The organism is Mycolicibacterium neoaurum (genome assembly GCF_036946495.1).
Lineage (GTDB): Bacteria > Actinomycetota > Actinomycetes > Mycobacteriales > Mycobacteriaceae > Mycobacterium > Mycobacterium neoaurum_B.
Map to the genome: position 1 here is coordinate 1,314,590 of NZ_JAQIIX010000002.1, position 26,293 is coordinate 1,340,882.

The 26,293-nt window shown below is 67.4% G+C and carries 29 protein-coding genes; 11 read left to right on the plus strand and 18 right to left on the minus strand.

What is annotated here, in order from left to right; translation table 11 throughout:
* Positions 1 to 79: 79 nt before the first annotated feature.
* The 4 genes from mrf to PGN27_RS11730 are packed head-to-tail and all read left to right on the plus strand — an operon-like array spanning position 80 to position 3,681.
* Positions 80 to 1,276 (plus strand): ribosome hibernation factor-recruiting GTPase MRF, encoded by a 1,197-nt coding sequence (gene mrf / locus PGN27_RS11715; RefSeq protein WP_335326270.1) that lies wholly within the window; start codon positions 80 to 82, stop codon positions 1,274 to 1,276.
* Positions 1,273 to 1,515, plus strand: a complete 243-nt coding sequence (locus PGN27_RS11720; protein ID WP_335326271.1) for a type B 50S ribosomal protein L31 — start codon at positions 1,273 to 1,275, stop codon at positions 1,513 to 1,515. Before mrf ends, PGN27_RS11720 begins: the two co-directional genes overlap by 4 nt.
* Positions 1,516 to 1,540: 25 nt before the next feature.
* The gene (locus PGN27_RS11725; RefSeq protein WP_335326272.1) at positions 1,541 to 2,455 is read left to right on the plus strand and encodes an MBL fold metallo-hydrolase; all 915 of its coding nucleotides are present in this window, start codon (positions 1,541 to 1,543) and stop codon (positions 2,453 to 2,455) included.
* On the plus strand, positions 2,446 to 3,681 hold the full coding sequence (locus PGN27_RS11730) for an SLC13 family permease (RefSeq protein ID WP_335326273.1): 1,236 nt from the start codon (positions 2,446 to 2,448) through the stop codon (positions 3,679 to 3,681). The genes PGN27_RS11725 and PGN27_RS11730 overlap by 10 nt, the downstream gene beginning before the upstream one ends.
* On the opposite strand, the gene rlmB is transcribed toward PGN27_RS11730, so the two are convergent.
* The 4 genes from rlmB to carD are packed head-to-tail and all read right to left on the minus strand — an operon-like array spanning position 3,678 to position 7,035.
* On the minus strand, positions 3,678 to 4,619 hold the full coding sequence (rlmB, locus tag PGN27_RS11735) for a 23S rRNA (guanosine(2251)-2'-O)-methyltransferase RlmB (protein ID WP_335326274.1): 942 nt from the start codon (positions 4,617 to 4,619) through the stop codon (positions 3,678 to 3,680). The genes PGN27_RS11730 and rlmB overlap by 4 nt on opposite strands.
* Positions 4,609 to 6,018, minus strand: coding sequence for a cysteine--tRNA ligase (gene cysS, locus PGN27_RS11740; protein WP_335326275.1), 1,410 nt, complete (start codon positions 6,016 to 6,018; stop codon positions 4,609 to 4,611). Before cysS ends, rlmB begins: the two co-directional genes overlap by 11 nt.
* Positions 6,019 to 6,073: 55 nt before the next feature.
* Positions 6,074 to 6,544, minus strand: a complete 471-nt coding sequence (ispF, locus tag PGN27_RS11745) for a 2-C-methyl-D-erythritol 2,4-cyclodiphosphate synthase (protein ID WP_335326276.1) — start codon at positions 6,542 to 6,544, stop codon at positions 6,074 to 6,076.
* 2 nt (positions 6,545 to 6,546) lie between these two features.
* Complete coding sequence (gene carD, locus PGN27_RS11750) at positions 6,547 to 7,035, minus strand: RNA polymerase-binding transcription factor CarD (RefSeq protein WP_019512593.1); 489 nt, start codon at positions 7,033 to 7,035, stop codon at positions 6,547 to 6,549.
* Between the two features lie 236 nt (positions 7,036 to 7,271).
* On the opposite strand from carD, the gene PGN27_RS11755 reads away from it, so the two are divergent.
* Genes PGN27_RS11755 through disA form a run of 3 tightly spaced genes read left to right on the plus strand, consistent with a single transcriptional unit; the run spans position 7,272 to position 10,417 of the window.
* The gene (locus tag PGN27_RS11755) at positions 7,272 to 7,862 is read left to right on the plus strand and encodes a copper chaperone PCu(A)C domain-containing protein (RefSeq protein ID WP_335326277.1); all 591 of its coding nucleotides are present in this window, start codon (positions 7,272 to 7,274) and stop codon (positions 7,860 to 7,862) included.
* 39 nt (positions 7,863 to 7,901) lie between these two features.
* The gene (gene radA / locus PGN27_RS11760) at positions 7,902 to 9,314 is read left to right on the plus strand and encodes a DNA repair protein RadA (RefSeq protein ID WP_335326278.1); all 1,413 of its coding nucleotides are present in this window, start codon (positions 7,902 to 7,904) and stop codon (positions 9,312 to 9,314) included.
* The gene (gene disA / locus PGN27_RS11765; RefSeq protein ID WP_030137057.1) at positions 9,305 to 10,417 is read left to right on the plus strand and encodes a DNA integrity scanning diadenylate cyclase DisA; all 1,113 of its coding nucleotides are present in this window, start codon (positions 9,305 to 9,307) and stop codon (positions 10,415 to 10,417) included. The genes radA and disA overlap by 10 nt, the downstream gene beginning before the upstream one ends.
* Position 10,418: 1 nt before the next feature.
* Here disA and PGN27_RS11770 read toward each other — a convergent pair whose 3' ends face one another.
* Both PGN27_RS11770 and PGN27_RS11775 read right to left on the minus strand, forming a co-directional pair.
* Complete coding sequence (locus tag PGN27_RS11770; RefSeq protein ID WP_335326280.1) at positions 10,419 to 11,201, minus strand: hypothetical protein; 783 nt, start codon at positions 11,199 to 11,201, stop codon at positions 10,419 to 10,421.
* A gap of 112 nt (positions 11,202 to 11,313) precedes the next feature.
* Positions 11,314 to 11,934 carry a carbonic anhydrase gene (locus PGN27_RS11775; protein ID WP_030137055.1) on the minus strand — a complete coding sequence of 207 codons (621 nt, stop codon included), beginning with the start codon at positions 11,932 to 11,934 and terminating at the stop codon, positions 11,314 to 11,316.
* Positions 11,935 to 11,944: 10 nt separating this feature from the next.
* On the opposite strand from PGN27_RS11775, the gene PGN27_RS11780 reads away from it, so the two are divergent.
* Positions 11,945 to 12,880 (plus strand): iron-sulfur binding domain-containing protein, encoded by a 936-nt coding sequence (locus tag PGN27_RS11780; protein WP_335328713.1) that lies wholly within the window; start codon positions 11,945 to 11,947, stop codon positions 12,878 to 12,880.
* A 19-nt stretch (positions 12,881 to 12,899) separates the two neighbouring features.
* Here PGN27_RS11780 and PGN27_RS11785 read toward each other — a convergent pair whose 3' ends face one another.
* On the minus strand, positions 12,900 to 13,871 hold the full coding sequence (locus PGN27_RS11785) for a GlxA family transcriptional regulator (protein WP_335326281.1): 972 nt from the start codon (positions 13,869 to 13,871) through the stop codon (positions 12,900 to 12,902).
* Positions 13,872 to 13,942: 71 nt separating this feature from the next.
* Between PGN27_RS11785 and PGN27_RS11790 the strand changes: the two genes are divergently transcribed.
* Entirely contained in the window at positions 13,943 to 14,209 is a 267-nt protein-coding gene (locus tag PGN27_RS11790; protein WP_335326282.1) for a hypothetical protein, read from the plus strand.
* Here PGN27_RS11790 and PGN27_RS11795 read toward each other — a convergent pair.
* Positions 14,192 to 14,953, minus strand: coding sequence for an alpha/beta fold hydrolase (locus tag PGN27_RS11795; protein ID WP_335326283.1), 762 nt, complete (start codon positions 14,951 to 14,953; stop codon positions 14,192 to 14,194). The genes PGN27_RS11790 and PGN27_RS11795 overlap by 18 nt on opposite strands.
* 41 nt (positions 14,954 to 14,994) lie before the next feature.
* Between PGN27_RS11795 and mhuD the strand changes: the two genes are divergently transcribed.
* Both mhuD and PGN27_RS11805 read left to right on the plus strand, forming a co-directional pair.
* Entirely contained in the window at positions 14,995 to 15,306 is a 312-nt protein-coding gene (gene mhuD, locus PGN27_RS11800; RefSeq protein WP_019512603.1) for a mycobilin-forming heme oxygenase MhuD, read from the plus strand.
* Complete coding sequence (locus PGN27_RS11805; RefSeq protein ID WP_418888588.1) at positions 15,287 to 16,633, plus strand: serine hydrolase; 1,347 nt, start codon at positions 15,287 to 15,289, stop codon at positions 16,631 to 16,633. The genes mhuD and PGN27_RS11805 overlap by 20 nt, the downstream gene beginning before the upstream one ends.
* A 7-nt stretch (positions 16,634 to 16,640) precedes the next feature.
* On the opposite strand, the gene PGN27_RS11810 is transcribed toward PGN27_RS11805, so the two are convergent.
* From PGN27_RS11810 to PGN27_RS11855, 10 genes are all read right to left on the minus strand, one after another.
* Positions 16,641 to 17,180, minus strand: coding sequence for a histidine phosphatase family protein (locus PGN27_RS11810; protein ID WP_335326284.1), 540 nt, complete (start codon positions 17,178 to 17,180; stop codon positions 16,641 to 16,643).
* A complete protein-coding gene (locus PGN27_RS11815) occupies positions 17,177 to 17,974 on the minus strand; it encodes a CbtA family protein (RefSeq protein WP_335326285.1) in 798 nt (265 codons plus the stop codon). The genes PGN27_RS11810 and PGN27_RS11815 overlap by 4 nt, the downstream gene beginning before the upstream one ends.
* A gap of 24 nt (positions 17,975 to 17,998) precedes the next feature.
* The gene (locus tag PGN27_RS11820) at positions 17,999 to 18,214 is read right to left on the minus strand and encodes a CbtB domain-containing protein (RefSeq protein WP_335326286.1); all 216 of its coding nucleotides are present in this window, start codon (positions 18,212 to 18,214) and stop codon (positions 17,999 to 18,001) included.
* A 209-nt stretch (positions 18,215 to 18,423) separates the two neighbouring features.
* On the minus strand, positions 18,424 to 20,949 hold the full coding sequence (gene clpC1, locus PGN27_RS11825; RefSeq protein WP_335326287.1) for an ATP-dependent protease ATP-binding subunit ClpC: 2,526 nt from the start codon (positions 20,947 to 20,949) through the stop codon (positions 18,424 to 18,426).
* Between the two features lie 231 nt (positions 20,950 to 21,180).
* Positions 21,181 to 21,522 (minus strand): histone-like nucleoid-structuring protein Lsr2, encoded by a 342-nt coding sequence (gene lsr2 / locus PGN27_RS11830; RefSeq protein WP_019512609.1) that lies wholly within the window; start codon positions 21,520 to 21,522, stop codon positions 21,181 to 21,183.
* A gap of 107 nt (positions 21,523 to 21,629) precedes the next feature.
* Positions 21,630 to 23,129 (minus strand): lysine--tRNA ligase, encoded by a 1,500-nt coding sequence (gene lysS / locus PGN27_RS11835; protein ID WP_335326288.1) that lies wholly within the window; start codon positions 23,127 to 23,129, stop codon positions 21,630 to 21,632.
* A 15-nt stretch (positions 23,130 to 23,144) separates the two neighbouring features.
* Positions 23,145 to 23,948 (minus strand): type III pantothenate kinase, encoded by an 804-nt coding sequence (locus PGN27_RS11840; RefSeq protein WP_030137043.1) that lies wholly within the window; start codon positions 23,946 to 23,948, stop codon positions 23,145 to 23,147.
* Between the two features lie 2 nt (positions 23,949 to 23,950).
* Complete coding sequence (gene panD, locus PGN27_RS11845) at positions 23,951 to 24,358, minus strand: aspartate 1-decarboxylase (RefSeq protein ID WP_335326289.1); 408 nt, start codon at positions 24,356 to 24,358, stop codon at positions 23,951 to 23,953.
* Positions 24,358 to 25,293, minus strand: a complete 936-nt coding sequence (panC, locus tag PGN27_RS11850; RefSeq protein WP_335326290.1) for a pantoate--beta-alanine ligase — start codon at positions 25,291 to 25,293, stop codon at positions 24,358 to 24,360. The genes panD and panC overlap by 1 nt, the downstream gene beginning before the upstream one ends.
* Complete coding sequence (locus tag PGN27_RS11855) at positions 25,290 to 26,219, minus strand: Rossmann-like and DUF2520 domain-containing protein (protein ID WP_335326291.1); 930 nt, start codon at positions 26,217 to 26,219, stop codon at positions 25,290 to 25,292. Before PGN27_RS11855 ends, panC begins: the two co-directional genes overlap by 4 nt.
* Positions 26,220 to 26,293: the final 74 nt, after the last annotated feature.

A 26,293-nucleotide genomic window follows, 5' to 3' on the forward strand; every position in this document is an offset into this window, starting at 1 on the left:
GATTTTCGACAAGTGGACCTCGACACGGTAGCGTACGGTCCGAGTTAATGACAATCGTTACCAATAAGGGTGTGATGACATGCGGACGCCGGTGTTGCTGGTTGCCGGGCAAGGCGCGCGAAACGACGTGGTGGATCTGCTGATCCGAACGCCGGGAACCCTGGCCGTCGGTTACGCCACCGACGGCCACGTCGTGATCAGGAACGTCACCGAGATGCGCGGCGAGCGGCGGATCATCTCGCAGTGGCCGATCGAGTTGGCCGGCGGCTGCGTCACCTGCACCATCCGCAACGATCTGTTGATCCTGCTGCGCCGGCTACACCGCCGCGAGGACGTTGCGCGCATCGTCGTCGAACTCATGGATTGGATTGACCCCGAACCGATCTGCACCGCCATCAACGAGGTTCCGGTGGTTGTCGGCCCGGGTTACATCGATGGTCCTGCCAGTCGCGACGTCGTGATCTCAGGGGTAACCACCACCGTCGACTGCTCGCACTGGTTGACACAGGCGCTCGGCGACGACGACCTCGACGGTTCGCGCACCGTGGCACAGGTCGTGGTCGGTCAGGCCGCCTTCGCCGACGTGCTGGTGCTCACCGAACCGGAGAGCACCACCTGCGCGGTATTGCGCAGGCTCGCACCGCGCAGCCGCATCACGGTGGGCACGGACCACGTCGAGACCGCACTGGCCAACCTGGACCCCCAGGCCCGCCGCGGCTTCGGCGACGACCCGCACGATTCGCTGCTGGCCGGACAACCGCCGCTACAGCCCGCCGGCGAGGTTGCGCTCGTAGAGTTCAATGCGCGCAGGCCTTTTCACCCAGATCGGCTGCACCAGGCCATCGACGATCTGCTCGACGGGGTGATACGGGTGCGCGGCCGCGCCTGGTTGGCCAGCCAACCCGATGCCGTGGTGTGGATCGAATCGGCAGGCGGCGGACTGGGTGTCGGTGACGCCGGTCGCTGGCTGGCGGCGATGTCCGAAAGCGAACGTGCCTACGTCGACCCCGAGCGGATCGCCCTGGCCGCCCCCGGTTGGGACGAGCAGTTCGGTGACCGGCACATCGCGCTGACCGCACTGGTGTGCGGCGCCCCGCCCGAGGTGATCACTCGCGCGCTGAATCGAGCACTTCTCACCGACGCCGAGATGGCCGACCCTGCCTCCTGGGCGGCCTACCCCGATCCGTTCGGCGAATGGCATAGCGACCCATGCACCGAGCTGACCGACGAGGTGTCGGTCACCGACGAACACCGCAGCCGAAAGGGCGAAGCATGAAACCCGATATCCATCCCGACTATCACCCCGTGGTGTTCCAGGACGCCGGCACCGGCAAGCAATTCCTGATCCGTTCGACGATCACCAGCGACCGCACCATCGACTACCAGGGCACCACCTATCCGCTGGTGGTGGTCGACGTCACCGCCGATTCGCACCCGTTCTGGACCGGGACCAACCGCCACCTGGACACCGCGGGCCAGGTGGAGAAGTTCCGCCGCCGCTACGGAACCCGGTAAACCGGCGCGCTCTAGGCTTTGGGCCATGCGCCTCAAAGCCGGCAGGCCCGATCTGGACGCCTACGACCGGTACGTCGATCTACCCGCCGCACCGCCGGATGCACCGCTGACCGTGACCTGGGCCGGCGTCACCACCTTGTTGGTCGACGACGGCGCGGGCGCCGTGCTGACCGACGGATTCTTCAGCCGTCCGTCACTACTGCGGGTGGGGCTCGGGAGGATTGCGCCATCTCAGCCCCGCATCGACGGCTGTCTCGGCCGATTGGGGGTGCGTCGACTGGACGCCGTCCTGCCCGTGCACACCCATTTCGACCACGCCATGGATTCGTCCGTCGTGGCCCAACGCACCGGTGCCCGGCTGATCGGTGGCGCCTCGGCCGCCCATATCGGCCATCAGCTGCCCGCGGCACAGGTTGTCGTCGTCACCCCCGGTGAGCCGGTGGCGGCCGGACCGTTCGAAATCACCCTCGTCGTCGGGGACCACTGCCCACCGGATCGCTTCCCCGGCACCATCAGCGCCCCGGTGACACCACCGGTGCGGGCCTCGGCGTACCGCTGCGGTGAAGCCTGGTCGACGCTGATCGCCCACCGGCCCAGCGGGCGCACCCTGCTGGTGGTGGGTAGCGCGGGTTTCGTCGCGGGTGCGCTGGCCGGACATCGCGCCGAGGTCGTGTACCTCGGCGTCGGACAGCTGGGGCTGCAACCGGAGCGCTATCTGGTGGACTACTGGAACGAGACGGTGCGCACCGTCGGCGCCCGCCGCGTGGTGCTGATCCATTGGGACGATTTCTTCCGGCCGCTGGACCGTCCGCTGCGCGCCCTGCCCTACGCCGCCGACGACCTCGATGTGTCGATGCGGGTGCTGTCGCGGCTGGCCGCCGATGACAACGTCGACCTGCACTTGCCGACCCTGTGGCAGCCGACGGACCCATGGCGCTGACACTGGCGATCGCCGCGCTGGCCGCGGTGCTGGGCGCCGCCCTGTTCGCGCCACGGTGGCAGGCGCCCGTCGCGCTGGCCGCCGCTGGCCTGGTGGTCGGTACCGGCGCGGTGTCCTGGGCCGCGGCGACCGAGGAGGTGACCGAACTGGCGCCGGTGGTCGGGTTCCTGGCCGCGGTACTGGTGCTGGCCCGGCTCTGCGATGACGTCGGGCTGTTCCACGCCGCGGGGGTGATGATGGCCCGGGCGACCGCGGGTGGTCAGAACCGGCTGCTGGCATCGGTTTTCGGAATATCGGCGCTGGTGACCGCGGTACTGAGCCTGGACGCCACCGTGGTGCTGCTGACACCGGTGGTCCTGGCCACCGCGCGGGCGCTCACGGTGCCCGCGCGTCCGCACGCGTACGCCACCGCGCACCTGGCCAACAGCGCGTCGCTGCTGTTGCCGGTCTCCAATCTGACGAATCTGCTGGCCTTCAGCGCCGCGGGCCTGACCTTCCTGCATTTCGCGGCCGCGATGACGCTGCCGTGGATAGCGGCGATCGCCGTCGAGTTCGTGCTGCTGCGTTGGCTTTTCGCCAAGGATCTGGGTGTGGTCGCGCAGCACGATGCTCCCGACGAACCGCTCGAGGTGCCGATCTTCGCCATCGTCGTGGTGGGACTGACCCTCGCCGGGTTCGCGGTCACCTCACTGCTCGGGTTGTCGCCCGCGTGGGCTGCGCTGGCCGGCGCCGTGATCCTCGGCGCGCGGGCGCTTCTCACCCACCGCACCACGTTGCGCAAGATCCTGGTGGCGCTGGACATCCCATTCCTGGCATTCGTGCTGTGCCTGGGCATCGTGGTCGCCGCAGTGATGCACAACGGGCTGGAATCGGCGATGCATCACATCATGCCGAGCGGCCAGGGATTGCCGGCACTGCTGGCCATCGCGGCGGTGGCCGCGGTGCTGTCCAACATCGTCAACAACCTGCCCGCCGTGCTGGTGATGCTGCCATTGGCCGCGCCGATCGGACCGGCAGCGGTGCTGGCGGTGCTGATCGGGGTGAATGTCGGACCCAATCTCACCTATGTCGGCTCATTGGCGAACCTGTTGTGGCGCAGCGTGGTCCGCCGCGATATGAAGGCGGGGTTCGGGGAGTTCAGCCGCATCGGTCTGGTGACCACACCCGCGGTCCTGATCGCCGCGGTGCTGGGTCTGTGGGGCTGGATCCAGCTCTTCGGGCTCTAACCGCGCCGCTGGCGCGCGATCTCGGCGAGCACGACACCGGCGGCCACCGAGGCGTTGAGCGATTCGGTGGGTCCTGCCATCGGGATCGAGACGATGGCATCACAGTTCTCGCGCACCAGTCTGGACAGCCCCTTGCCCTCCGAACCGACCACCACCACGGTCGGGCCCGAAGCATCCAGCTCGTCGAGCGTGGTGTCCCCCTCGGCGTCCAACCCGACGATCTGCAGGCCGGTGTCGGCCCAGCTCTTGAGGGTGCGGTTGAGGTTGGTCGCCCGCGACACCGGCAGCCGGGCGGCCGCACCGGCACTGGTGCGCCAGGCCACCGCCGTCACCGAGGCCGACCGACGCTGCGGGATCACCACGCCATGGCCACCGAAGGCCGCCGTCGACCGGACGATGGCGCCCAGGTTGCGCGGATCGGAGATGTTGTCCAGCGCCACCAGCAGGGCTGCCTGGCTGTCACGCTGCGCCGACTTCAACAGGTCGTCGGGATGGGTGTACACGTACGGCGGCACCTGCAGGGCCATTCCCTGGTGCAACCCGTTGCTCGACATCCGGTCCAGATCGTGCTTCTGCACCTCCAGAATGGCGATGCCGGAATCAGCGGCGCGCTGCACCGATTCGGTGATGCGCTCGTCGGCATCGACGCCGAGCATCACGTACAGCGCGGTGGCGGGTACCCCGGCGCGCAGGCACTCGACCACCGGATTACGCCCGAGGACGTATTCGGTCTCGTCTGTCTTGCGGTGGCGCCCCTGTTGCGCCCGCGCGGCCTTGGCCGCCCGCTTACCGGCCGGGTGGTGGGGCCGGTCCTTGGCCGCGGGGGTGGCGCCCTTGCCCTCGAGCCCGCGCCTGCGAACACCGCCAGAACCGACCGTCGGGCCCTTCTTGGTGCCTTCTTTGCGGACCGCGCCGCGGCGCTGTGAATTACCCGCCATGGGTGCCGTCCCCTTCCAGCAGCGACCACTGCGGGCCGTCTGCGGTGTCGGTGACCTCGATACCGGCTTCCTTGAGCCGGTCGCGGATGGCGTCTGCGGCCGCCCAGTCACGTTTCTCGCGAGCCTCGGCACGCCCGGCGAGCGCCCAATGCACCAGCACATCGACGGCGGCCAGCGCCGCCGACGTCTCGTCGCGGGTCTCCCAGCGTTCGTCGAGCGGATCGCAGCCCAGGATCGCCATCATCGACCGGATCGACCGGGCGGCGGCCATCGCGCCCTCATGATCGCCGGAGTCCAACGCACGGTTGCCCTCGGCACGGGCGTTGTGCACCTCGGCCAGCGCGATCGGCACCGAGAGATCGTCATCGAGTGCCGCTTCGAATTTGTCGGTCCAGGTGCTCGGTTCGATCACGCCGACGCGGTGGCGCACCCGGTGCAGGAAATCCTCGATACCGGAATAAGCCTTGGCCGCATCCTGCAGCGCGTTCTCGGAGAACTCGAGCATGGAGCGGTAATGCGCGCTGCCCAGGTAATAGCGCAGTTCGGCAGCCCGAACACGTTGCAGCACAGCGGGAATCGCGAGCACGTTACCGAGCGACTTGCTCATCTTCTCGCCGCCCATGGTGACCCAACCATTGTGCAACCAGAATCGGGCGAACCCGTCGCCGGCCGCCTCGGCCTGGGCGATCTCGTTCTCGTGGTGCGGGAACACCAGATCCATCCCACCGGCATGGATGTCGAACTGCGCCCCCAGATACTCCTGGCACATCGCCACACATTCGGTGTGCCAGCCCGGGCGTCCGCGCCCCCAGGGGGTCGGCCACGACGGTTCCCCCGGCTTGGCACCCTTCCACAGGGTGAAATCACGCTGATCCCGTTTACCGGTGGCGACGCCCTCACCCTGGTGGACATCGTCGACCTTGTGGCCGGAGAGCTTGCCGTAGTCGGGCAGGCTCGCGACATCGAAGTACACGTCGCCATCGCCGACATAGGCGTGGCCCCGGTCGATGAGACGTTCGATGAGCTCGACCATCTGGGTGATGTGTCCGGTGGCGCGCGGTTCCGCCGAGGGCGGCAGCACCCCGAGCGCCTCGTAGGCCGCGGTGAAGGCGCGCTCGTAGGTCGCCGCCCATTCCCACCACGGCCGGCCGGCATCGGCGGCCTTGTTGAGGATCTTGTCGTCGATATCGGTGACATTGCGGATGAACGCGACATCGAGACCCTTGGCGGTCAGCCAGCGCCGGAGCACGTCGAATGCCACACCGCTGCGCACGTGACCGATGTGGGGCAGCCCCTGAACCGTGGCACCGCAGAGATAGATCGAGACGTGGCCAGGACGCAGCGGCTCGAAATCACGAACGGCACCGGCAAGGGTGTCATACAGCCGTAGACCAGTCATCCCGGCCAACCGTTCGCTCTGCTCACGACGGGCCAGCTTACCGGCCTGCCGCGGGCTATCTGACCACAAGGGCCGTGGCGACGGCCGCCAGGCCCTCCCCGCGGCCGGTGAGGCCGAGCCCGTCGGTGGTGGTCGCCGACACCGATACCGGCGCCCCGATCAGATCGGAAAGCACCCCCTGCGCCTCGACCCGGCGCGGACCGACCTTGGGCCGATTACCGATGACCTGAACCGCGGCATTGGCCACCCGGAAACCCTCGGCATCGAGAAGTCCCCGGACGTGGCGCAGCATGTCGGCGCCGCTGACGCCGTGCCACTGGGGTTGATCGGTGCCGAAGACGGCACCGAGATCACCGAGTCCGGCGGCACTGAGCAACGCATCGCACAAAGCGTGCGCCGCGACATCGCCATCGGAATGGCCCGCGCAGCCGTCGGCCTCGGTGAACATCAGGCACAGCAACCAGCAGGGTCGCCCGGCCTCGATGGGATGAACGTCGGTACCAAGACCGACGCGCAGATCCGTCACGTTCAGGACGCGGCGGCCAACGCCTCGTCGAGAATGATGGTGGCCTTCTCGTCATCGGTGTTCTCGGCCAAGGCCAATTCACCGACCAGAATCTGACGGGCCTTCGCCAGCATGCGCTTCTCACCCGCGGACAGACCGCGTTCCTGATCCCGGCGCCACAGGTCGCGAACCACCTCGGCGACCTTGTTCACGTCACCGGAGGCCAGCTTCTCCAGATTTGCCTTGTACCGCCGCGACCAGTTGGTCGGCTCCTCGGTGTGCGGCGCGCGCAGCACCTGGAAAACCTTGTCGAGGCCCTCCTGGCCGACGACGTCACGGACCCCCACGTACTCGGCGTTGTCCGCCGGAACGCGAACCGTCAGATCCCCCTGCGAAACCTTGAGGACGAGGTATTCCTTCTGCTCACCCTTGATGGTGCGGGTTTCGATAGCCTCGATCAACGCAGCACCGTGGTGTGGATAGACGACGGTGTCTCCGACCTTGAAAATCATCAGTTTCGAGCCCCTTTCACCAGTCGATCTTATCACGGGCTCGACCGGGGCGCGGATCAACAATGCAGGTCAGGGGCACCGCAGCTGAATACTAGGGGTTGACACAGCGCGGGATACATGCAGTTGGACTGCTGTCCAGGTAGGCCGCGTGCGCCATCGGAAGCCCTCGGCTACCGCCGCGAATCGCGACCTACTACAGTGCATAGTCGAATCCGTCCGGTTAGCAGGAGGCTCAAGTGGTCGCAGTGAACCGCTCCAACACGCGTGCGTCCCGCCTGGCCGCCGGCGCCCTGATCGCCGGCCTGGCGCTCACCGGCTGCAGTGCGGGCCAGATCTCGCAGAGCGCGAACCAGCAACCCGCCGTCAACGGCACGGTGCACAACGTCGGCGCCATCGCGCTGCGCAACGTGTTCCTGCGTGCGCCGCAGACCACCGATTATGTCCGCCCGGGCACCCCGGTGGAGCTGCTCTTCGCCGCGGCCAACAACTCGGCCGATGTGACCGACAAGTTGGTCTCCATCACCTCCGACATCGGCACCGTCACCCTCAGCGGGCCGACCACGGTCCCGGCCGGCGGCATCCTCATGGCGGGCCGGCCCGACGATCCGATGGAACTGGCCATGGTGGAACGTGCCGACGAGACCCAGGCCGAGGTCACCCTGACCGAGCCGATCTCCAATGGTCTGACCTACGACTTCACCTTCAACTTCGAGAAGGCCGGCGCCACGACGTTCGCGGTGCCCATCTCGGCCGGTGAGGTGCCCCGCCGCGACGGCGAGCCCAACGAGGGTATGGGACCGATCGGCGGACACGGCGAGGGCCACTGAATCTGACGTTCTGTCAGAGGTGACGGCTACCGTCGTCACGTGGCTTCGAAAGTACGTTCGCAATACCGGTGCTCGGAATGTCATCACGTCACCCCCAAATGGGTGGGGCGCTGCTCTGACTGCGGTACCTGGGGAACGGTCGACGAAGTCGTCGCACTGAGCGCGGTGAACGGCGGGTCCGCTCGCCGCGCGGTCGCCCCATCGTCACCTGCCGTGCCGATCACCTCCATCGACCCCGGCGTCACCAGGCACCTGCCCACCGGGGTCGAGGAGTTGGACCGGGTCCTCGGCGGCGGTCTGGTGCCCGGGTCGGTATGCCTGCTCGCCGGCGATCCGGGGGTGGGGAAATCCACGCTGCTGCTGGAGGTCGTGCATCGCTGGGCACGCAGCGGCAGGCGGGCGCTGTACCTGTCCGGTGAGGAATCGGCCGGCCAGATCCGGCTGCGAGCCGAACGCACGGGGTGCACCCATGACCAGATGTACCTCGCCGCCGAGTCCGATCTGCAGACCGCGCTCGGTCATATCGAACAGGTGCGACCCACCCTCGTCGTGGTCGACTCGGTGCAGACGATGTCGAGCGCCGAGGCCGACGGTGTCACCGGTGGTGTCACCCAGGTCCGCGCCGTCACTACCGCGCTCACCTCGTACGCCAAATCGGCGGGCCCCGACGGTGTCGCGCTGCTGCTCGTCGGGCACGTCACCAAGGACGGCGCCATCGCGGGCCCCCGATCGCTGGAACACCTCGTCGACGTGGTGTTGCACTTCGAGGGTGATCGCAGCTCCGCGCTGCGGATGGTGCGCGGGGTGAAGAACCGGTTCGGCGCGGCGGATGAGGTCGGCTGTTTCCTGATGCACGACAACGGGATCGAATGCGTCGCCGACCCGTCCGGGTTGTTCAGGGATCAGCGGCCCGCACCGGTGTCGGGCACCGCGGTGACGGTGACCCTGGACGGTAAGCGGCCGCTGATCGGTGAGGTCCAGGCGCTCATCGGCGCCGAGAAGACCGGCAGTCCGCGGCGCGCGGTCAGCGGTATCGACTCCGCCCGCGCCGCCATGATCACCGCCGTGCTGGAGAAACGTGCCAAACTGCCGCTCGGCCAGCACGATATCTACGTGTCCACCGTCGGTGGCATGCGCCTGACCGACCCGTCGTCGGATCTGGCGGTGGCCATGGCCATCGCGTCGGCCTACACCGATATCGCGATGCCAGCGACCGCGATCGCCATCGGCGAGGTCGGATTGGCCGGCGATCTGCGCCGGGTGAACGGGATGGACCGCAGGCTCGCCGAGGCCGCCCGGCTCGGCTTCACCCACGCCGTCGTGCCGCCCGGGGTCAACGATGTGCCCGCCGGTCTGACGCTGACGGTCACCGACGATATCGGGGCGGCATTGCGGCGGTTGCGATCGATCGACCACAATGGCTCCCGATCCAAGGAGGAGCGATGGCGGTGACATCCAGGGGTAACCGCAACGTGGTGCATCTGGCCCGGCCGACCATGCGCGAAACATTGGGTCGGCTGGCGCCCGGCACCGCGCTGCGCGACGGTCTGGAACGCATCCTGCGTGGCCGCACGGGCGCGCTGATCGTGCTGGGTTACGACGACAGCGTCGAGGCGATCTGTGATGGCGGGTTCTCCCTCGACGTGTTGTACGCGCCGACCAGACTGCGCGAGCTTTCCAAGATGGACGGCGCCGTGGTGCTGTCCACCGACGGAAGCCGGATCCTGCGGGCCAACGTCCAGCTCGTCCCGGATGCCTCCATCCCGACCGATGAGTCGGGCACCAGGCACCGTTCGGCCGAGCGCACCGCGGTGCAGACCGGGTTCCCGGTCATCTCGGTGAGCCACTCGATGAGCATCGTGACGGTGTACGCGGCCGGTGAGCGCCACGTGGTGCCCGACACCCCGACCATCCTCTCGCGTGCCAATCAGACCGTCGCCACCCTGGAGCGGTACAAATCCCGGCTCGACGAGGTGAACCGGCAGCTGTCCACCGCCGAGATCGAGGATTTCGTGACGCTGCGCGATGTCATGACGGTGGCCCAACGGCTCGAGATGGTGCGCCGAATCAGCCTGGAGATCGACGCCGATGTGGTCGAGCTGGGGACCGACGGTCGCCAGCTCAAGCTGCAGCTGGAGGAGCTCGTCGGCGACAACGACACCGCCCGCGAGCTGATCGTGCGCGACTACCACGCCAATCCGGATCCGCCGAGCGCGGCGCAGGTGAGTGCGACGCTGGAGGAGCTGGACGCGCTGTCGGACAACGAACTGCTCGACTTCACTGCGCTGGCAAGGGTTTTCGGGTACCCGACCACGCTCGAGGCGCAAGATTCGGCGATGAGCTCACGCGGCTACCGGGCGATGGCCGGCATTCCGCGCCTGCAGTTCGCCCATGTCGACCTGCTGGTGCGCTCGTTCGGTTCATTGCAGGGCGTGCTGGCCGCCAGCGCGACCGATCTGCAGTCGGTGGACGGTATCGGTTCGATGTGGGCACGCCACATCCGTGAGGGCCTCTCACAGCTGGCCGAGTCGACGATCGCCGACCAGCTGAGCTGACTCAGTTGCCCGGGGGCTGACCGGTGCCGTCGTGCGGGGCGTCTGCGGGCGGCGGGGCGGGAGCGCCCGGCGGGGCCGCCTCGGCGAGGATGAACGGCACCGTCGCCGAGCGCAGATTGCCCAGCTGTACCACCAGGTTGTAGGTCCCGGGGCCGATCGGTTCACGCGGCAGCGGGCAGTTGGGCGCCGAGCCCATTCCGGTCCAGGTGACCTCGGTGGTGACCTGCTCACCGGGGGCGAACTCCTTGACCAGCGTCTCATTGGACGGCGCGCAGTCCAGGTTGGACCACAACCGCTTGTTGTCCAGTGAGTACACGTAGGCGGCCAGGACGGCGGCGCCGACGTCGCGCTTGCAGGCCACGAGACCGATATTGGTGACCACCATGGTGAACTTCGGCTGATCGCCCATCACGTAGTTGGGCGCGCTGGTGATGCCCTTGACCGCAAGGGTCGAGTCCGGACAGTCCTCACCGGCCTGCAGCACCGGCGGCGGCACGACCGCGGTGGTCGGCGTCGGCGTCGGGGGCGGCGCCGCCTGGGCCGGCGGGACGACCGGGGTCTTCACGCCTGGCTCCTCCCCCGGCAACGGGGTCGGGGCGGCGGGGGGAGCCTGCTCGGCCGACTGCTCGGCAGCGGTCGGTTCGGTGCTGGTGCTGTTGGAGGCGACGATCGCGATGATGCCGGCGACGATCGCGATGACGACGACCGCAACCCCTATTGCCAGCGCTCTGCGGCGCCGGTAGATCTCCGGTGGCAGCGGGCGGTGCGGTTCGGTGTCTAGCACGACCTCAACGGTAAGCCGGGGTCAGGTCAGGTTGGCCGAGGCGGATCGGCGTGTCTCCTGTGACCTTACAAAGATCGTTTCGTGACAACCGGGCCCGCGTCGAGCGGCCCGCTCACTCCTCGCCGATGTCTCCGAGGTGATTGCGCAGCTGGACCCGGCCGTCGGAGAGGTGATAGGTCAGACCCACGATGGCCAGGTCACCCGAGCGCACCCGATCGGCGATCACGGTGGAGCGGGCCAGCAACTGCGCGGCGGTCTCCTCGACGTGGCGCGCCTCGAACTCGTCGACCCGGCCCAGACCGTCCCGGCGGCCCGCCAGGATCGAGGGCATCACGCGCTCGACGATGTCGCGGATGTAGCCGCCGGGGATCTCCCCGGCGTCCAGCGCGTTCAGGGTCGCCTTCACCGCGCCGCAGCTGTCATGGCCGAGGACGGCGATCAGCGGCACGTTGAGCACCGCGACGGCGTACTCGATCGAGCCCAGCACGGCGGTGTCGATGACGTGGCCCGCGGTGCGCACCACGAACATGTCACCGAGGCCCTGATCGAAGATCAGCTCGGCGGCGACGCGGCTGTCACCGCAGCCGAACAGCACCGCGGTGGGCGTCTGCGCCTCGGTCAGGCGCGCCCGGTCCTCGATCCCCTGACTGGGATGTTCGGGACGGCCCGCGACGAAGCGCTCGTTACCCTCCTTGAGTGCCTTCCACGCGGAGATCGGATTCGAGTTCGGCATGAGCAGAAGTATGCCCCAGGCCGAATACGGCATCGACCCCGGCGAGCTTCTGGGATGGTTCGACATTGCCGAGCGCGACCTGCCGTGGCGTCGACCGGGGGTCACCGCCTGGCAGATCCTGGTCAGTGAATTCATGCTCCAGCAGACGCCGGTGAACCGGGTCGAACCGATCTGGCTGGACTGGATTGCGCGGTGGCCGACACCATCTGCCACCGCTGCCGCGTCCGCCGCCGATGTGCTGCGCGCGTGGGGAAAGCTGGGCTATCCGCGCCGGGCCAAGCGGTTACACGAGTGCGCGGCCGTCGTCGCGTCCGAACATGATGACGTGGTGCCCGCCGATGTGGAGACGCTGCTCGGCCTGCCCGGAGTCGGCGCCTATACCGCCCGGGCCATCGCATGCTTCGCCTACCGCCAGCAGGTCCCCGTCGTCGACACCAATGTCCGACGGGTGGTCGCCAGGGTGGTGCACGGCGTGGCGGAAACCCCTGCGCGCGCGGGCGACCTCGCCGAGGTGGCCGCATTGCTGCCGGAAGGCGCTGCTGCTGCGCGCTTTTCAGCCGCGCTGATGGAACTCGGGGCGATCGTGTGCACGGCACGTAACCCTCGCTGCGGGATCTGCCCGCTGAGCGCGTGTCGATGGAAGTCCGCCGGTTATCCGCCGGCGAGCACCCCGGCCCGCCGGGTCCAGCGCTATGCCGGTACCGACCGGCAGGTCCGTGGCAGGCTGCTCGACGTGCTGAGGGCCGGCACCGGACCGGTGACGCGGGCCGAGCTGGACGTCGCATGGCTCACCGATACCGCCCAGCGCGACCGGGCGCTGGATTCGCTGTTGACCGACGGTCTCGTGGAGCAGACCGCGGCGGGGCTGTTCGCCCTGGCCGGCGAAGGTGACGATGCGGGCGAGGACGAGCCCGCTGAGGAACCGAGCATCCCAACCCGAAGGTGACTGACCGGACCCTGCCGGACTAGGCACTCTCTTCGCAGGCGTCGTCGCAGGAGAAGCTGCGCCGATAGTCCGATGGCGTGACCCCGATGATCCGGCGGAAGTGGTGGCGCAGCAGCGTCGCGGTGCCGAATCCGCAGCGGTCGGCGACGCGATCGATGTCGAGGTCGGTCTCCTCGAGCAAGCGCCGCGCGTAGAGCACCCGCTGGTCGGTGATCCACTGCATGGGGGTGCGCCCGGTCTCCTCGACGAACCTGCGGGCGAATGTCCGCGCAGACATGTTGGCCCGCGCCGCCAATGCCGCCACCGTGTGTTGCTTGTCCAGATTCGCCAACATCCAATCAAGCTGCGGGGCAAAACCTTCCGAGTACCGGACCGGGATCGGCTGGTCGATGTACTGGCGTTGCCCGCCATCGCGCTGCGGGGGGACGACCATCCTGCGGGCGATCTTGTTGGTTACCTCCGCACCCAGTTCCCGGCGCACCAGATGCAGGCAGGCATCGATGCCTGCGGCGGTGCCCGCACTGGTGATCAGATTCCCGTCGTCGACGAACAGCACGTTGCGGTCCACCCGAGCGGTGGGGTTGGCGGCGGCCAGATCGTCGGCGTGCATCCAGTGCGTGGTACACGGCCTGCCGTCGAGCAGACCGGCGGCACCGGCCAGAAATGCACCCGAACACACCGTCAGCACGGTCGACCCGGAATCCTGGGCCCGGCGCACCGCCGTCAGCGCCTCGGGCAGGTAGTCGGATCCGGCGATCGCCGGGATGGCGACCAGATCGGCACCGATCAGATCATCGAGCCCGTGATCGGGGGTCAGGGTGGCGCCCACCGAGGTGCGGACCGGCTCGCCGGCACGGGGACCGCACACCTTGAAGTCGAAGTTCGGGACACCGTCGGCGGAGCGGTCGATACCGAAGACCTCGCAGATCACACCGAACTCGAAAATCGCTAGACCGTCCAGCACCAGCACCGATACGCTCGTTATCGCCATGGCAGCATTTTATCCCCATGTGTCATTCCTGCCACTGTTGGCCGGATCTTTATCAACGGAGCATTACTGCCATGACCACTGCACTGACCTACCTCGCCCTCATCGCCGTCCTGCTCACACCCTTTGCGCTCACCCTCGCGCTCGGCCGCGCCGCCCGGCGCTCGGGCATCCTGCGCTTGCATCTCGACCAGTTCCGCATGGCCGCACCACTGGCGGGCAGCTTCCACGCCGAGGACCGGGATGGACTACGCACCCGACACGACATCGACGCAATCCGCAGCAGATGGGAGGACGCGCCTGCATGGCCGACCTCCAGCGCCTCAGGTGAGCGCCGTTAAGAACCCCACGACGGCCTCGCGATACACCTCCGGCGCATCGTCGTGAATCAGATGGCCAGCCCCGGGGACCAGACGATACGTTGTCCGATAACCGGTTTCGTGCATCCGCCGCATCTGACCGGGCGGCGCGACGGTGCCGCCGGCCTCCAGGAGCAGCGCCGGTGCCCGCACCGCCTCCCACTGCGGCCAGTAATCGCGCAGCCCCCACTGGCCGGCGATCTCTATCCAGCGCTCGACATGCCCGTGCAATCGCCAACCCGTCGCCGTGCGATCGAACGCCTCCAAGAAGTACTGCCCGGCCACCGGTCCGAATTCCCGGTAGACCTGCTCGGCGGTCTCGAACTCCACCGGCAGCGCCTGCACCCACGGTTCCCACGGACCGGTGGTGCGGCCGCGGAAATCCGGGGCCATGTCCTCGACCACGACGGCGGTCACCAGATCCGGGCGTTCGGCGGCCAGACACCACGAGTGCAACCCGCCCATCGAATGGCCGATCAGCGTCACCGGGGTGCCCAGCACGGCCACCGCGTCGGCCAGATCCTGCACGAACCGCTCGGTGCTGATCGGATGCGGATCGTCGACATCGCGGCCGCGATGCCACGGGGCGTCGTAGGTGTAGACCGCACCCAGTTCGGTCAACCACGGCAGCTGACGCGACCAGGTACTCCCCCTGCCCATCAGGCCGTGCACCAGAACCAGCGGGGCCCCGGCGCCACCACGCACAGTCAGAAGTTCGGTCCGCATGCCGACATCCTGCCCGTGTCGGACACAGGTAACCTCATGCCATGCCCGTCGTGAAGATCAACGCCATCGAGGTCCCGGCCGACGCAGGCCCGGAGCTGGAGAAGCGGTTCGCCCACCGCGCCCACGCCGTCGACAACCAGCCCGGCTTCCTGGGCTTCCAGCTGCTGCGCCCGGTCAAGGGCGAAGACCGCTACTTCGTGGTGACCCAGTGGGAGTCCGAAGAGGCCTTCCAGGCGTGGGCCAGCGGCCCCGCCGTCGAGGCGCATGCCGGACAGCAGACCAAGCCCGTCGCCACCGGTGCGTCATTGCTGGAGTTCGAGGTTGTGTTGGACGTTGCGGGGACCGGCAAGTAACGCGCCGCGGCGCGTAATCGCTTTCACCGCGCTGGCCGCCGCCGTGGCCGTGATCGGCTCGGGGTGCGCGCACACCGGGCCACCGGTGGCCGAGGCCGCCTACGGCATGCACATCGAGACCAACACGCCGCAGGGACTGCGCGCCAAGCAACTGCTCGACATGGTCAACTCCGACTGGCCGATCGGTGTGGTGCCCGTGGCGACGCTTGCCGCCCCGCAACAGGTCGAGTTCGTCGCCGGTGCGATGGATCGGTTGTGGGCGGACCGCCCGATCACCGTCACCGCACTGTCCCTCGGTGCCGGAGAAGCCACCCTGCATGTGCGTAACTCCTACAACGTCGAGCAGAAGATCGAGATGCGCACCGGTGACGGCGGCCTGGTCGACCGGTTCGAAGTCACCGTGGAACCACCCAAGATCACCGGGTGGTCCGATATCGACTCCGCGATCCAGAAGTCCGGCGCCACTTACGCCTACCAGGTGTCCAAGGTGTCCGACGGCCGGTGCGTGACGGTGGCGGGAACCGATGTCGACACCCCCATGCCATTGGCCTCGATCTTCAAGCTCTACGTCCTGCTGGCACTGGCCGAGGCCGTCAACGCGGGCACGGTCTCCTGGGACGAGCAGCTGACCATCACCAAAGAAGACAAGGCCGTCGGCTCGGCGGGCTTCAACGATCTGGACCCGGGATCCCGGGTATCGGTGAAAGCCGCTGCCCAGCAGATGATCTCGGCCAGCGACAACATGGCCACCGATATGTTGATGGCACGCCTCGGCCCCGGCGCGGTAGAACGGGCGCTGGTCGCGGCCGGACACCACGACCCGTCGTCGATGACCCCCTTTCCCACGGCGCACCAACTGTTCTCGATCGGCTGGGGTAAACCCGATGTCCGCGAGGAATGGAAGAGCGCGTCACCGCAACGGCGTGCCGCCATGCTGGCCCGCACCGGAACGTTGCCCTACGAACCGGATCCGATGCTGACCCGGGTGCCGGCATCGCCATACGGTATCGAGTGGTACGGCACGCCGATGGACATCTGCCGGGTACACGCCGCGCTGCAGGCCGCGGCCACCGGGGCGGCGGCACCCGTGCGCGACATCCTCTCGGCCACACCCGGTATCGAACTGGACAAGACCCGATGGCGTTATGTCGGGGCCAAGGGCGGAAACCTGCCCGGTGACCTGAGCTTCAGCTGGTACGCCGAGGACCGCAGCGGACAGGGCTGGGTGGTCAGCTACCAGCTCAACTGGCCGGAGTACCGCAGCCTGACCGCCGCCACCTGGCTGCTGTCGATCGCGACCCAGTCATTCGGGTTGATCCCGAACTGACCAACCGTCACAGCCGCAGCGTCCAGGCACCGCGGAAGTGCAAGCTCACGCGGGCAACAGGAGCGATATCGATGCGCCAGAAGGATGTCGGTGCCGCGCTCAGCGCGGTCAGAATGGCGGCCCTGATGACGGCGGGATGGGTGACCGCGGTGTGCCGCCCACCGCGCGCGGCCACTCCGTCGAGCCAGTTCCGCACCCGGTCGCACAGCGCCGCGATCGACTCGCCGCCGTGCGGGGCCGCCGTCGGATCCGTCAGCCAGCTCGCCAGCCCATCCGGGTCCAGATCCGCCAGTGCCATTCCCCGCCACCGGCCGCAGTCGAGGTCGGCCAACGCCGGCTCGATGGTCGCAGGGCCGCCCAGCGCCTGCGCCGTCTGGCCGGTCCGCAGCTCGGGAGCGCACCACAGCATGCCGCGATCGGCGTTCGCCAGCTCGGCGACCTGACGGGCGCCCAGCGCGTTGAGGGGTTCGTCGGCGGGGAATCGTCCGGCTGCCATCGCCTCGGTCATACCGTGCGAGACGAGGGTCAGCCGGACGACCTCACTCACGCCGTGACGAACTCGCGCTTGTTCTCCAGCAGCCGGGACACCAGAGCGGCGAACACCAGCCCGATCGTCGTCCACATCACCAGCTGCGTGCCAAGCGAGTAGAGCCGGAACTGGTAGAGGTCATCGGCGGGGAACGCACCGAAGACGATCGTGCCGGCAGCATCGCGGATCGGGCCGGGTGTCTCGTCGATGGTCGGCATGACCAGGAACACCACGGCGACCGCCACCAGATAGCCGGCACCGGCGAGCAGTGCGGCATTCCAGGCACCGAACCTGGCGGCAAGTCGCCGCCCCACCAGCACCGCGCCCACCAGCAGCGCCGCCGACAGCACGGTCAACAGCAGATACAGCAGGGTACGCTGCTGGATCGTCTCGTCCAGGCTGACCGCCGGCGGGTTCGGCGGATACTTCAGCGACGGCACAATCCACAGTGCGATCAGCATGCCTCCGGCGAGCAGGACCGCGGTGGCCCTGGCCGACAACGCGCCGATCCGTCCGTACGCGACACAGAACAGGACGGCCAGCAGCGCGCCCATCGCCACGCTGAAGGCGACCAGTCCGAACCCGAGCCCGATCGTCGACTGGACGGTCCGGGTGATCTCGATCCCGCCTTCGGCACCGTGCTCATGGGCGTGGCCGCCGTGCTCGATCGCCTGATGCGCGGCGCTGACGCCGTCCTCGAATTCGATGGCACGGTCGATGACCGGCTCGATGAAGATCCAGGACCAGACGAATGCGAGCACACCGCCGAGGGCGCCGGCCAGGAGGCCGCGCCCGATGATTGCCTTTTCCATCGGTTGTGATTCTGCTTTCGGCGTCTAGTGGCAGGGGAAGCCGAGCAGATGGCGGGCGTCATGCACGAACTCGTGGATGACGGTGTTGGCGCCGAACACGGAGGTGGCGCCCTGATCCATACCGACGAAGTAGAGCACCAGCAGGGCGAAGAACGCCGTCAGCGACAGCCAGGCCACCGCGCTCGCGGCGGACAGGTCCACCGCACGTGCACCGGCCTTGGGGGTTTCAGCAGAAGTCATATCCGATCCTTTCGGGAGTTCGCGTCCCAGATTCATATCGTTGGGACGGACACCGGGTCTGACTTTCACAGTGGCGCGACCGTTCTGGGATTGCACCAGATTCCGTCATCCGTCGAGAGCAGTTCGGATACTACGCCCGTTGTCCACATGCGGATACACGAAGCCCCCCGTCCGGATCACTCCGGACGGGGGGCGTCGTGCAGGTGTCGCTACTCGGCCGCGGTGGCCGCCAGATCAGCGTCCTCCGTGGAACCGGCCGACTTGGGTCGTCCCGAGAACGTGAACTTTGCGTTCTCGCCTGCGCCCTCGCCGTCCCAGCCCTCGACATCGACGGTGACGATCTGACCCGGTCCGACCTCCTCGAACAGGATCTTCTCCGACAGCTGGTCCTCGATCTCGCGCTGGATGGTGCGACGCAGCGGCCGCGCACCCAGCACCGGATCGAAACCACGCTTGGCCAGCAGCGCCTTGGCCTGGTCGGTCAGCTCCATCTCCATATCCTTGGCACGCAGCTGGTTGCCGACCCGGCCGATCATCAGATCGACCATCTGGATGATCTCGTTCTGCGTCAGCTGGTGGAACACGATGATGTCGTCGATACGGTTCAAGAACTCCGGGCGGAAGTGCTTCTTCAGCTCGTCGTGCACCTTGAGCTTCATCCGCTCGTAGTTGTTCTCGCCGCCGCCCTGGGTGAAGCCCAGACCCACCGCCTTGGAGATGTCCGAGGTGCCCAGGTTGGACGTGAAGATCAGCACGGTGTTCTTGAAGTCGACCGTGCGCCCCTGACCGTCGGTCAGCCGGCCGTCCTCGAGCACCTGCAACAGGGTGTTGTAGATCTCCTGATGCGCCTTCTCGATCTCGTCGAACAGCACCACCGAGAACGGCTTGCGACGCACCTTCTCGGTGAGCTGGCCGCCCTCCTCGTAGCCGACGTAGCCCGGAGGGGCACCGAACAGCCGCGACGCGGTGAAGCGATCGTGGAACTCGCCCATGTCGATCTGGATGAGCGCATCGTCGTCGCCGAACAGGAAGTTCGCCAGCGCCTTGGACAGCTCGGTCTTACCGACACCGGACGGGCCGGCGAAGATGAACGAACCCGACGGGCGCTTGGGATCCTTCAACCCGGCACGGGTGCGGCGGATCGCCTTGGAGACCGCCTTGACGGCGTCCTCCTGGCCGATGATCCGCTTGTGCAGCTCGTCCTCCATGCGCAGCAGACGGGTGGTCTCGGCCTCGGTGAGCTTGAACACGGGGATACCGGTCCAGTTACCGAGCACCTCGGCGATCTGCTCATCGTCGACCTCGGCAACCACGTCGAGATCACCGGAGCGCCACTGCTTCTCACGCTCGGCACGCTGCGCGACCAGCTGCTTCTCCTTGTCGCGCAGGCTGGCGGCCTTCTCGAAGTCCTGCGCGTCGATCGCGGACTCCTTCTCCCGGCGGGCGTCGGCGATCTTCTCGTCGAACTCGCGCAGGTCCGGCGGAGCGGTCATCCGGCGGATGCGCATCCTGGCACCGGCCTCGTCGATCAGGTCGATCGCCTTGTCCGGCAGGAACCGGTCGTTGATGTAGCGGTCGGCCAAGGTGGCCGCGGCCACCAGCGCACCGTCGGTGATGGACACCCGGTGGTGCGCCTCGTAACGGTCACGCAGACCCTTGAGGATCTCGATGGTGTGCTCGACGGTCGGTTCGCCGACCTGCACCGGCTGGAAGCGACGTTCCAGGGCGGCGTCCTTCTCGATGTACTTGCGGTACTCGTCGAGCGTGGTGGCGCCGATGGTCTGCAGCTCGCCACGGGCCAGCTTGGGCTTGAGGATGCTCGCGGCGTCGATGGCGCCCTCGGCGGCACCTGCGCCGACCAGCGTGTGCAGCTCGTCGATGAACAGGATGATGTCACCGCGGGTGTTGATCTCCTTGAGCACCTTCTTCAGGCGTTCCTCGAAGTCACCGCGGTAGCGGCTGCCCGCCACCAGCGAACCCAGGTCCAGGGTGTAGAGCTGCTTGTCCTTGAGCGTCTCGGGGACCTCACCGTGCACGATGGCCTGGGCCAGACCCTCCACGACGGCGGTCTTGCCGACACCGGGCTCGCCGATCAGCACCGGGTTGTTCTTGGTGCGCCGGCTCAGCACCTGCATGACCCGCTCGATTTCCTTCTCACGGCCGATGACCGGATCGAGCTTGCCCTCCATGGCGGCGGCGGTCAGGTTGCGGCCGAACTGGTCGAGCACCAGCGAGGTCGACGGGTTGCCGGATTCGCCTCCACGGCCTCCGGTGCCGGCCTCGGCGGCCTCCTTGCCCTGGTAGCCGCTCAGCAGCTGGATGACCTGCTGGCGGACCCTGGTCAGTTCGGCGCCGAGCTTGACCAGCACCTGGGCGGCCACGCCCTCGCCCTCACGGATCAGGCCGAGCAGGATGTGCTCGGTACCGATGTAGTTGTGGCCGAGCTGCAGGGCTTCGCGCAGCGACAGTTCCAGCACCTTCTTGGCCCGCGGCGTGAAGGGGATGTGACCCGAGGGGGCCTGCTGGCCCTGGCCGATGATCTCTTCGACCTGGCTGCGCACCCCCTCCAGGGAAATACCCAGCGACTCCAGAGACTTGGCCGCTACGCCTTCACCTTCGTGGATGAGACCCAGCAGGATGTGCTCGGTGCCGATGTAATTGTGGTTGAGCATCCTGGCCTCTTCTTGGGCCAGGACGACGACCCGACGGGCACGGTCGGTGAATCTTTCGAACATCCGTGGTTACCTGCTCTTCCTCACGTGGGTCGGCAACGTGCGCTGAACTACTCGCCGCTCCTTGCGTCCACTGTAGTGGGCACGCGACACGGGTGCTTTTCTCGGTGCCGCGGTTGAAGACATAACGCGCGGCGAAGCCGGAACGTTTCCCGAAAAGGGGTGCACAGAGTTCGCCGTCAGCGAAGTGGATTACCCGGCTGACCGTGGCGCAATCGGGACGTTTCCGCGAGATCAGGTCGCGGCGTGGAATGCGTCGATGACCTCGGCCGGGATGCGGCCTCTGGTCGAGACGTTGTGTCCGTTGCGCCGAGCCCAATCGCGGATCGCCGCACTCTGCTCACGGTCGATGGCCGCCCGGCCACGGCCGGTACCCGCCGAGCGTCCGCGGCGTCGACCGCCGACCCGCCGGCCCGCCTCGACCCACTGCTTGAGGTCACCGCGGAGTTTTGCGGCGTTCTTGGAAGAAAGGTCGATCTCGTAACTCACACCGTCCAACGCGAATTCCACGGTTTCGTCTGCGGCAGCTTCGCCGTCGAAATCGTCAACCAGCGTGACGGTAACTTTCTTCGCCATTCAGCTCACACTGACCCTTCTGTGGCCACACATAGATTTGTCCCGAATCCCTGCGGCAATGCTTACATATGTGCCGAAGTCATTCAACAACCGCACCGTTAATACGCTCAGATTGAGTGCCTGCGCACAATCGGGAACAAAACTGTCTCCCTAATCGTCAGCCCCGTCAATGCCATCAGCAGACGGTCAATACCCATTCCGGTGCCGGTGGTCGGCGGCATCGCGTACTCCAGTGCGGCCAGGAAATCCTCGTCCAGGCGCATCGCCTCGTCGTCACCGGCGGCGGCGGCCCTGGCTTGGGCGGCAAAACGCTCGCGTTGGATCACGGGATCGATGAGTTCGGAATATCCGGTCGCCAGTTCGAACTTGCGCACGTAGAGATCCCACTTCTCGGTGACACCGGGAATGCTGCGGTGGGCGCGGGTCAGCGGGCTGGTCTCGACCGGGAAATCACGCACGAACGTGGGTTCCCACAAGGTCTCACCGACGGTGTGTTCCCATAGTTCCTCGACCAATTTCCCGTGCCCGTAACCGCGATCGGACGGAATCTCGACCCCGAGGCGGTCGGCAATGGACAACAGGTGTTGCAGTTCGGTGTCCGGGGTGATCTCTTCGCCCAAAGCGGCCGACAGCGACGGATACATTTCCAGCGTCTGCCATTCGCCATCAAGATCATAGATTGTGCCATCGGCGAGTGGCACCTGGCGAGTTCCCAGCGCCTCATCGGCGACTTCCTGAATTAGTTCACGAGTGACGATCGCGGAATCGTCATATGTCCCGTAAGCCTGATAAGTCTCCAACATCGCGAATTCCGGGGAATGCGTGGAATCGGCACCTTCGTTTCGAAAGTTCCGATTCAGCTCGAAGACCTTCTCGAAACCGCCGACGAGGCATCTCTTCAGGAACAGCTCCGGGGCGATCCGCAGGTAGAGGTCGGTGTCGAGGGCATTCGAATGCGTGACGAACGGCCGTGCCGCGGCACCGCCGGGCAGCGTCTGCAGCATCGGCGTCTCGACCTCGAGGAAGCCGCGGCGCTCCAGTGCCGAACGGACCGCGCGCACCACCGCAATACGCTGTCTGGCGATGCTGCGCGCCTCGGGACGCACGATCAGGTCGACATAACGCTGCCGGACCCGGGATTCCTCACTCATCTCTTTATGCGCGACCGGTAGCGGTCGCAGCGCCTTGGAGACTATCTGCCAGGAATCGGCGAGCACCGACAGCTCGCCGCGGCGCGAGCTGATCACCTGGCCGTGGGCGAAGACGATGTCACCGAGGTCGACGTCGGCCTTCCAGGCGTCCAGCGATTCCTGGCCCACCTCCGCCAGGCTGATCATGAGCTGCAATTGGGTGCCGTCACCGTCTTGCAGCGTCGCGAAGCACAGCTTGCCCGAATTGCGGGCGAAGACGACGCGGGCGGCCACCCCGACCAGATCACCGGTCTGGGTGTCGGCAGCCAGCTCCGGGTACGCGGCCCGCAGCTCGCTCAGGCTGTGGGTACGCGCCACCTGCACCGGGTAGGGGTCACGACCCTCAGCGAGCAGCCGCTCACGCTTGGCCTGACGGATCCGGTACTGCTCGGGGATGTCGTCTTCATCAGAACTCACGACATGCCAGCTTAATCAGCGTCGACCACGCTGGTTGTCGCGGTTGCGCTCGAACACCAAGCGCAACCCCTCCAGGGTGAGGTGCTGGTCGTAGTGACCGACGGTGCGCAGGTCCGGTAACACCAGCGGCGCCGAGTTTCCGGTGGCCACCACGGCAACATCGGTTCCACCGAAACCGGAGACATCGGCGCGGATGCGGTCGACCAGTCCGTCCACCAACGCCGCGAATCCGAACACCGCCCCGGACTGCATGCATTCCACGGTGTTCTTGCCGATCACCGAGCGCGGTCGGGTGAGCTCGACCCGACGCAATGCCGCCGACCGCGCGGCGGCGGCATCGGAGGACACCTGCACGCCCGGGGCGATGGCCCCTCCGAGGAACTCCCCTTTGGCCGAGACCACGTCGACACAGATCGACGAGCCGAAGTCGACGACGATGGCCGGTGAGTTGTACTTGCTGTAGGCCGCCAGGCAGTTGACGATCCGGTCTGCGCCGACCTCCTTGGGATTGTCGACCAGCAGCGGGATCCCGGTGCGCACACCGGGTTCGATGAGCACCTGGGGAATCGATGGCCAGTACTGGTCGAGCATCAACCGGATCTCGTGCAGCACCGAGGGCACCGTCGACAGGGCGGTGGCACCGGTGAGCCGTTCGGAATCGTCACCGATGAGACCGTCGATGGTCAGCGCCAACTCGTCGGCGGTGACCTCGGACTCGGTCCGAATACGCCAGTGCTGCACCACTTTTCCATGCGTCCCCGGGCCGGCGATGAGCCCGACCACGGTGTGGGTGTTGCGGACGTCGATGGCGAGCAGCACGGCTAGCGGGGCGACATCAGGCCGGCGGCATCGGCCGGCACGTGGGCGGGATCGGAACCGAGATCGATCTGCTTGTTCTCGGCGTCGACGAACACGATCCGGGGACGATAGGAGCGCGCCTGGGAATCATCCATGGTCGCGTAGGCGATCAGGATGACGAGATCACCGGGATGGATCAGATGTGCTGCCGCACCGTTGATCCCGATCACGCCGGTACCGCGCTGCCCGGTGATGGCGTAGGTGACCAATCGGTTGCCGTTGTCGATGTCGACGATGGTCACCTGCTCGCCTTCGAGGATGTCGGCGGCGTCCATCAGGTCGGCGTCGATGGTGACCGAACCGACATAGTGCAGGTCGGCCTGGGTCACCGTGGCACGGTGGATCTTGGATTTGAGCATCGTGCGTAACATCAATTCCTCCAAGGCAATTCGTGCTCGTCAAAGGGCACGTCCGGACCGGGGCCGGACGGCACCCCTAGGTCGATCGCGATATTGTCCAGCAGCCGGGTGCGGCCGAGCCGAACGGCCAACAGCATGCGTGCCCGGCCGGTGGCCGGCGCAGGCCCCAACCAGGTGTCGCGGATCTCCAGGTAGTCGACGCTGATGGCGGGGACCTCCTCCAAAACCGCTCGCGCGGCATCCAGCGCGGCATCTGCGCCCTCACCGGCGGCGTACGCCCCGGCCAGCAACGCCGACGGAATGGCCAGTGCCTGTTCACGTTCGAGTTCGTCGAGGTAACGGTTGCGCGAAGACATCGCCAACCCGTCGGATTCCCGCACGGTGGGCACGGCGACAATCCGGGTGTCCAGGTTCAGGTCGTCGGCCATCTGTCGGATCAGCACCAGCTGCTGATAATCCTTCTCGCCGAAGAAGGCCTGGTCGGGTCGCACGATCTGGAGCAGCTTCATGACGACGGTCAGCATGCCCGCGAAGTGCGTCGGCCGGACCGCGCCCTCCAACTGGGAACCGAGCTCACCGGCGTGTACCGAGGTACGCGGCCCCGCCGGGTACATATCGGCCGCGGAAGGAACGAACGCGATCTGCACGCCCTCGGCGCGCAGCGCGGCCAGATCCTCGTCGAGCGTGCGCGGGTAGGCATCGAGATCCTCACCGGCGCCGAACTGGGTGGGGTTGACGAAGATCGACACCACCACCACCGACCCCGGCACCTGTTGCGCGCGGCGGATCAGGGTGAGATGACCGTCGTGCAGGGCGCCCATCGTCGGCACCAGCATGACGCGCCTGCCGGTGCTGCGCAGCGCCCTGGTGACCTCGGCGATCTCGCCGGGCCGTCGATAGATGTTGAGTTCCCCGGCCTTGAACGCCGGCGGTCGGCGGTCGGTCACGATGTCTCCTTCGCAGCGCCGTTGTCGAGCAGTACGTCGAACACGTCCGCAGGCGCGTGGGCACGCTGGGCCGTCCGCAGTGAGTTGGCCCGATAGGCCTGCGCCAGCGCCGGGTCCGTCTCGGTGAGCGCACCGAGGTGGCGCGCCACCGCGGCCGCGTCACCGCGGGCGACCGGCCCGGTCAGCGCGGCCTGCCCGCGCTGCAGCGCGTTCTCCAAGGACGCGCGGGCCAACGGCGCGACGATCCGCTCGGCCAGCCCGCCTGGGGCATCGCCGATGAGTTCCTGCCCGAGCAGTTCCTGGCCACGCAACGCATCGCGCAGTGCCTCGATGGCGTCGAGTACCACTGTGATCAGGTGGTTTCCGGCATGGGCCAGCGCGGCGTGATAAAGCGTACGGGCGTCCTCGCGGACCCGGAACGGTTCGCCGCCGATCTCAAGGACGAGCGACTGGCCGATGGCGTAGCCGATCTCGTCGGCCGCGGTGACCCCGAAACAGGCTTCGGACAGCCGCACGATGTCCTCGTCCGAACCGGTGAACGTCATGGCCGGGTGGATGGCCAGCGGCAGGCAGCCCAGTTCGGTCAGCGGCGCCAGGATGCCGATCCCGTTGGCACCGGAGGTGTGCACCACGATGGTGCCCGGTCGCACCGCGCCGGTGCTGGCGAGACCGCCGATCAGTGCCGCAAGCTCGGCATCGGGCACGGCCAGCAGCAGCAGTTCGGCGCGGGCGGCGACCTCGTGCACCGGCACGATAGCGGTGTCGGGCAGGCGGCGAGCTGCGCGTTCGCGCGACGGCACCGAGATGGCGCTGCAGGCGACGACGACATGCTCGGCGCGTTCCAGGGCGACCCCGAGCGCGGTGCCGACCCGGCCTGCCGAGATGATGCCGACGCTGAGTCGGGCCGGACGCAGTCCGTCGACCATGACAGACGACCTCGCAGATTCGCTGGTACTGAAACGTTGCGGTCCTGCCGTCGCAGGTACCGCACGGGCTGCGG

Bases quoted from the DNA above. Each gene is read 5' to 3' on its own strand.
- rlmB (WP_335326274.1), bottom strand. From the start codon at position 4,619: ATGGCGGGTAATTCACAGCGCCGCGGCGCGGTCCGCAAAGAAGGCACC.
- carD (WP_019512593.1), bottom strand. From the start codon at position 7,035: ATGATTTTCAAGGTCGGAGACACCGTCGTCTATCCACACCACGGTGCT.
- PGN27_RS11815 (WP_335326285.1), bottom strand. From the start codon at position 17,974: ATGGAAAAGGCAATCATCGGGCGCGGCCTCCTGGCCGGCGCCCTCGGC.
- PGN27_RS11720 (WP_335326271.1), top strand. From the start codon at position 1,273: ATGAAACCCGATATCCATCCCGACTATCACCCCGTGGTGTTCCAGGAC.
- disA (WP_030137057.1), top strand. From the start codon at position 9,305: ATGGCGGTGACATCCAGGGGTAACCGCAACGTGGTGCATCTGGCCCGG.
- PGN27_RS11780 (WP_335328713.1), top strand. From the start codon at position 11,945: ATGCCCCAGGCCGAATACGGCATCGACCCCGGCGAGCTTCTGGGATGG.
- PGN27_RS11790 (WP_335326282.1), top strand. From the start codon at position 13,943: ATGACCACTGCACTGACCTACCTCGCCCTCATCGCCGTCCTGCTCACA.
- PGN27_RS11855 (WP_335326291.1), bottom strand. From the start codon at position 26,219: ATGGTCGACGGACTGCGTCCGGCCCGACTCAGCGTCGGCATCATCTCG.
- clpC1 (WP_335326287.1), bottom strand. From the start codon at position 20,949: ATGTTCGAAAGATTCACCGACCGTGCCCGTCGGGTCGTCGTCCTGGCC.
- cysS (WP_335326275.1), bottom strand. From the start codon at position 6,018: ATGACTGGTCTACGGCTGTATGACACCCTTGCCGGTGCCGTTCGTGAT.
- mhuD (WP_019512603.1), top strand. From the start codon at position 14,995: ATGCCCGTCGTGAAGATCAACGCCATCGAGGTCCCGGCCGACGCAGGC.
- PGN27_RS11725 (WP_335326272.1), top strand. From the start codon at position 1,541: ATGCGCCTCAAAGCCGGCAGGCCCGATCTGGACGCCTACGACCGGTAC.
- lsr2 (WP_019512609.1), bottom strand. From the start codon at position 21,522: ATGGCGAAGAAAGTTACCGTCACGCTGGTTGACGATTTCGACGGCGAA.
- PGN27_RS11820 (WP_335326286.1), bottom strand. From the start codon at position 18,214: ATGACTTCTGCTGAAACCCCCAAGGCCGGTGCACGTGCGGTGGACCTG.
- mrf (WP_335326270.1), top strand. From the start codon at position 80: ATGCGGACGCCGGTGTTGCTGGTTGCCGGGCAAGGCGCGCGAAACGAC.
- PGN27_RS11730 (WP_335326273.1), top strand. From the start codon at position 2,446: ATGGCGCTGACACTGGCGATCGCCGCGCTGGCCGCGGTGCTGGGCGCC.
- PGN27_RS11775 (WP_030137055.1), bottom strand. From the start codon at position 11,934: ATGCCGAACTCGAATCCGATCTCCGCGTGGAAGGCACTCAAGGAGGGT.
- PGN27_RS11785 (WP_335326281.1), bottom strand. From the start codon at position 13,871: ATGGCGATAACGAGCGTATCGGTGCTGGTGCTGGACGGTCTAGCGATT.
- panD (WP_335326289.1), bottom strand. From the start codon at position 24,358: ATGTTACGCACGATGCTCAAATCCAAGATCCACCGTGCCACGGTGACC.
- PGN27_RS11795 (WP_335326283.1), bottom strand. From the start codon at position 14,953: ATGCGGACCGAACTTCTGACTGTGCGTGGTGGCGCCGGGGCCCCGCTG.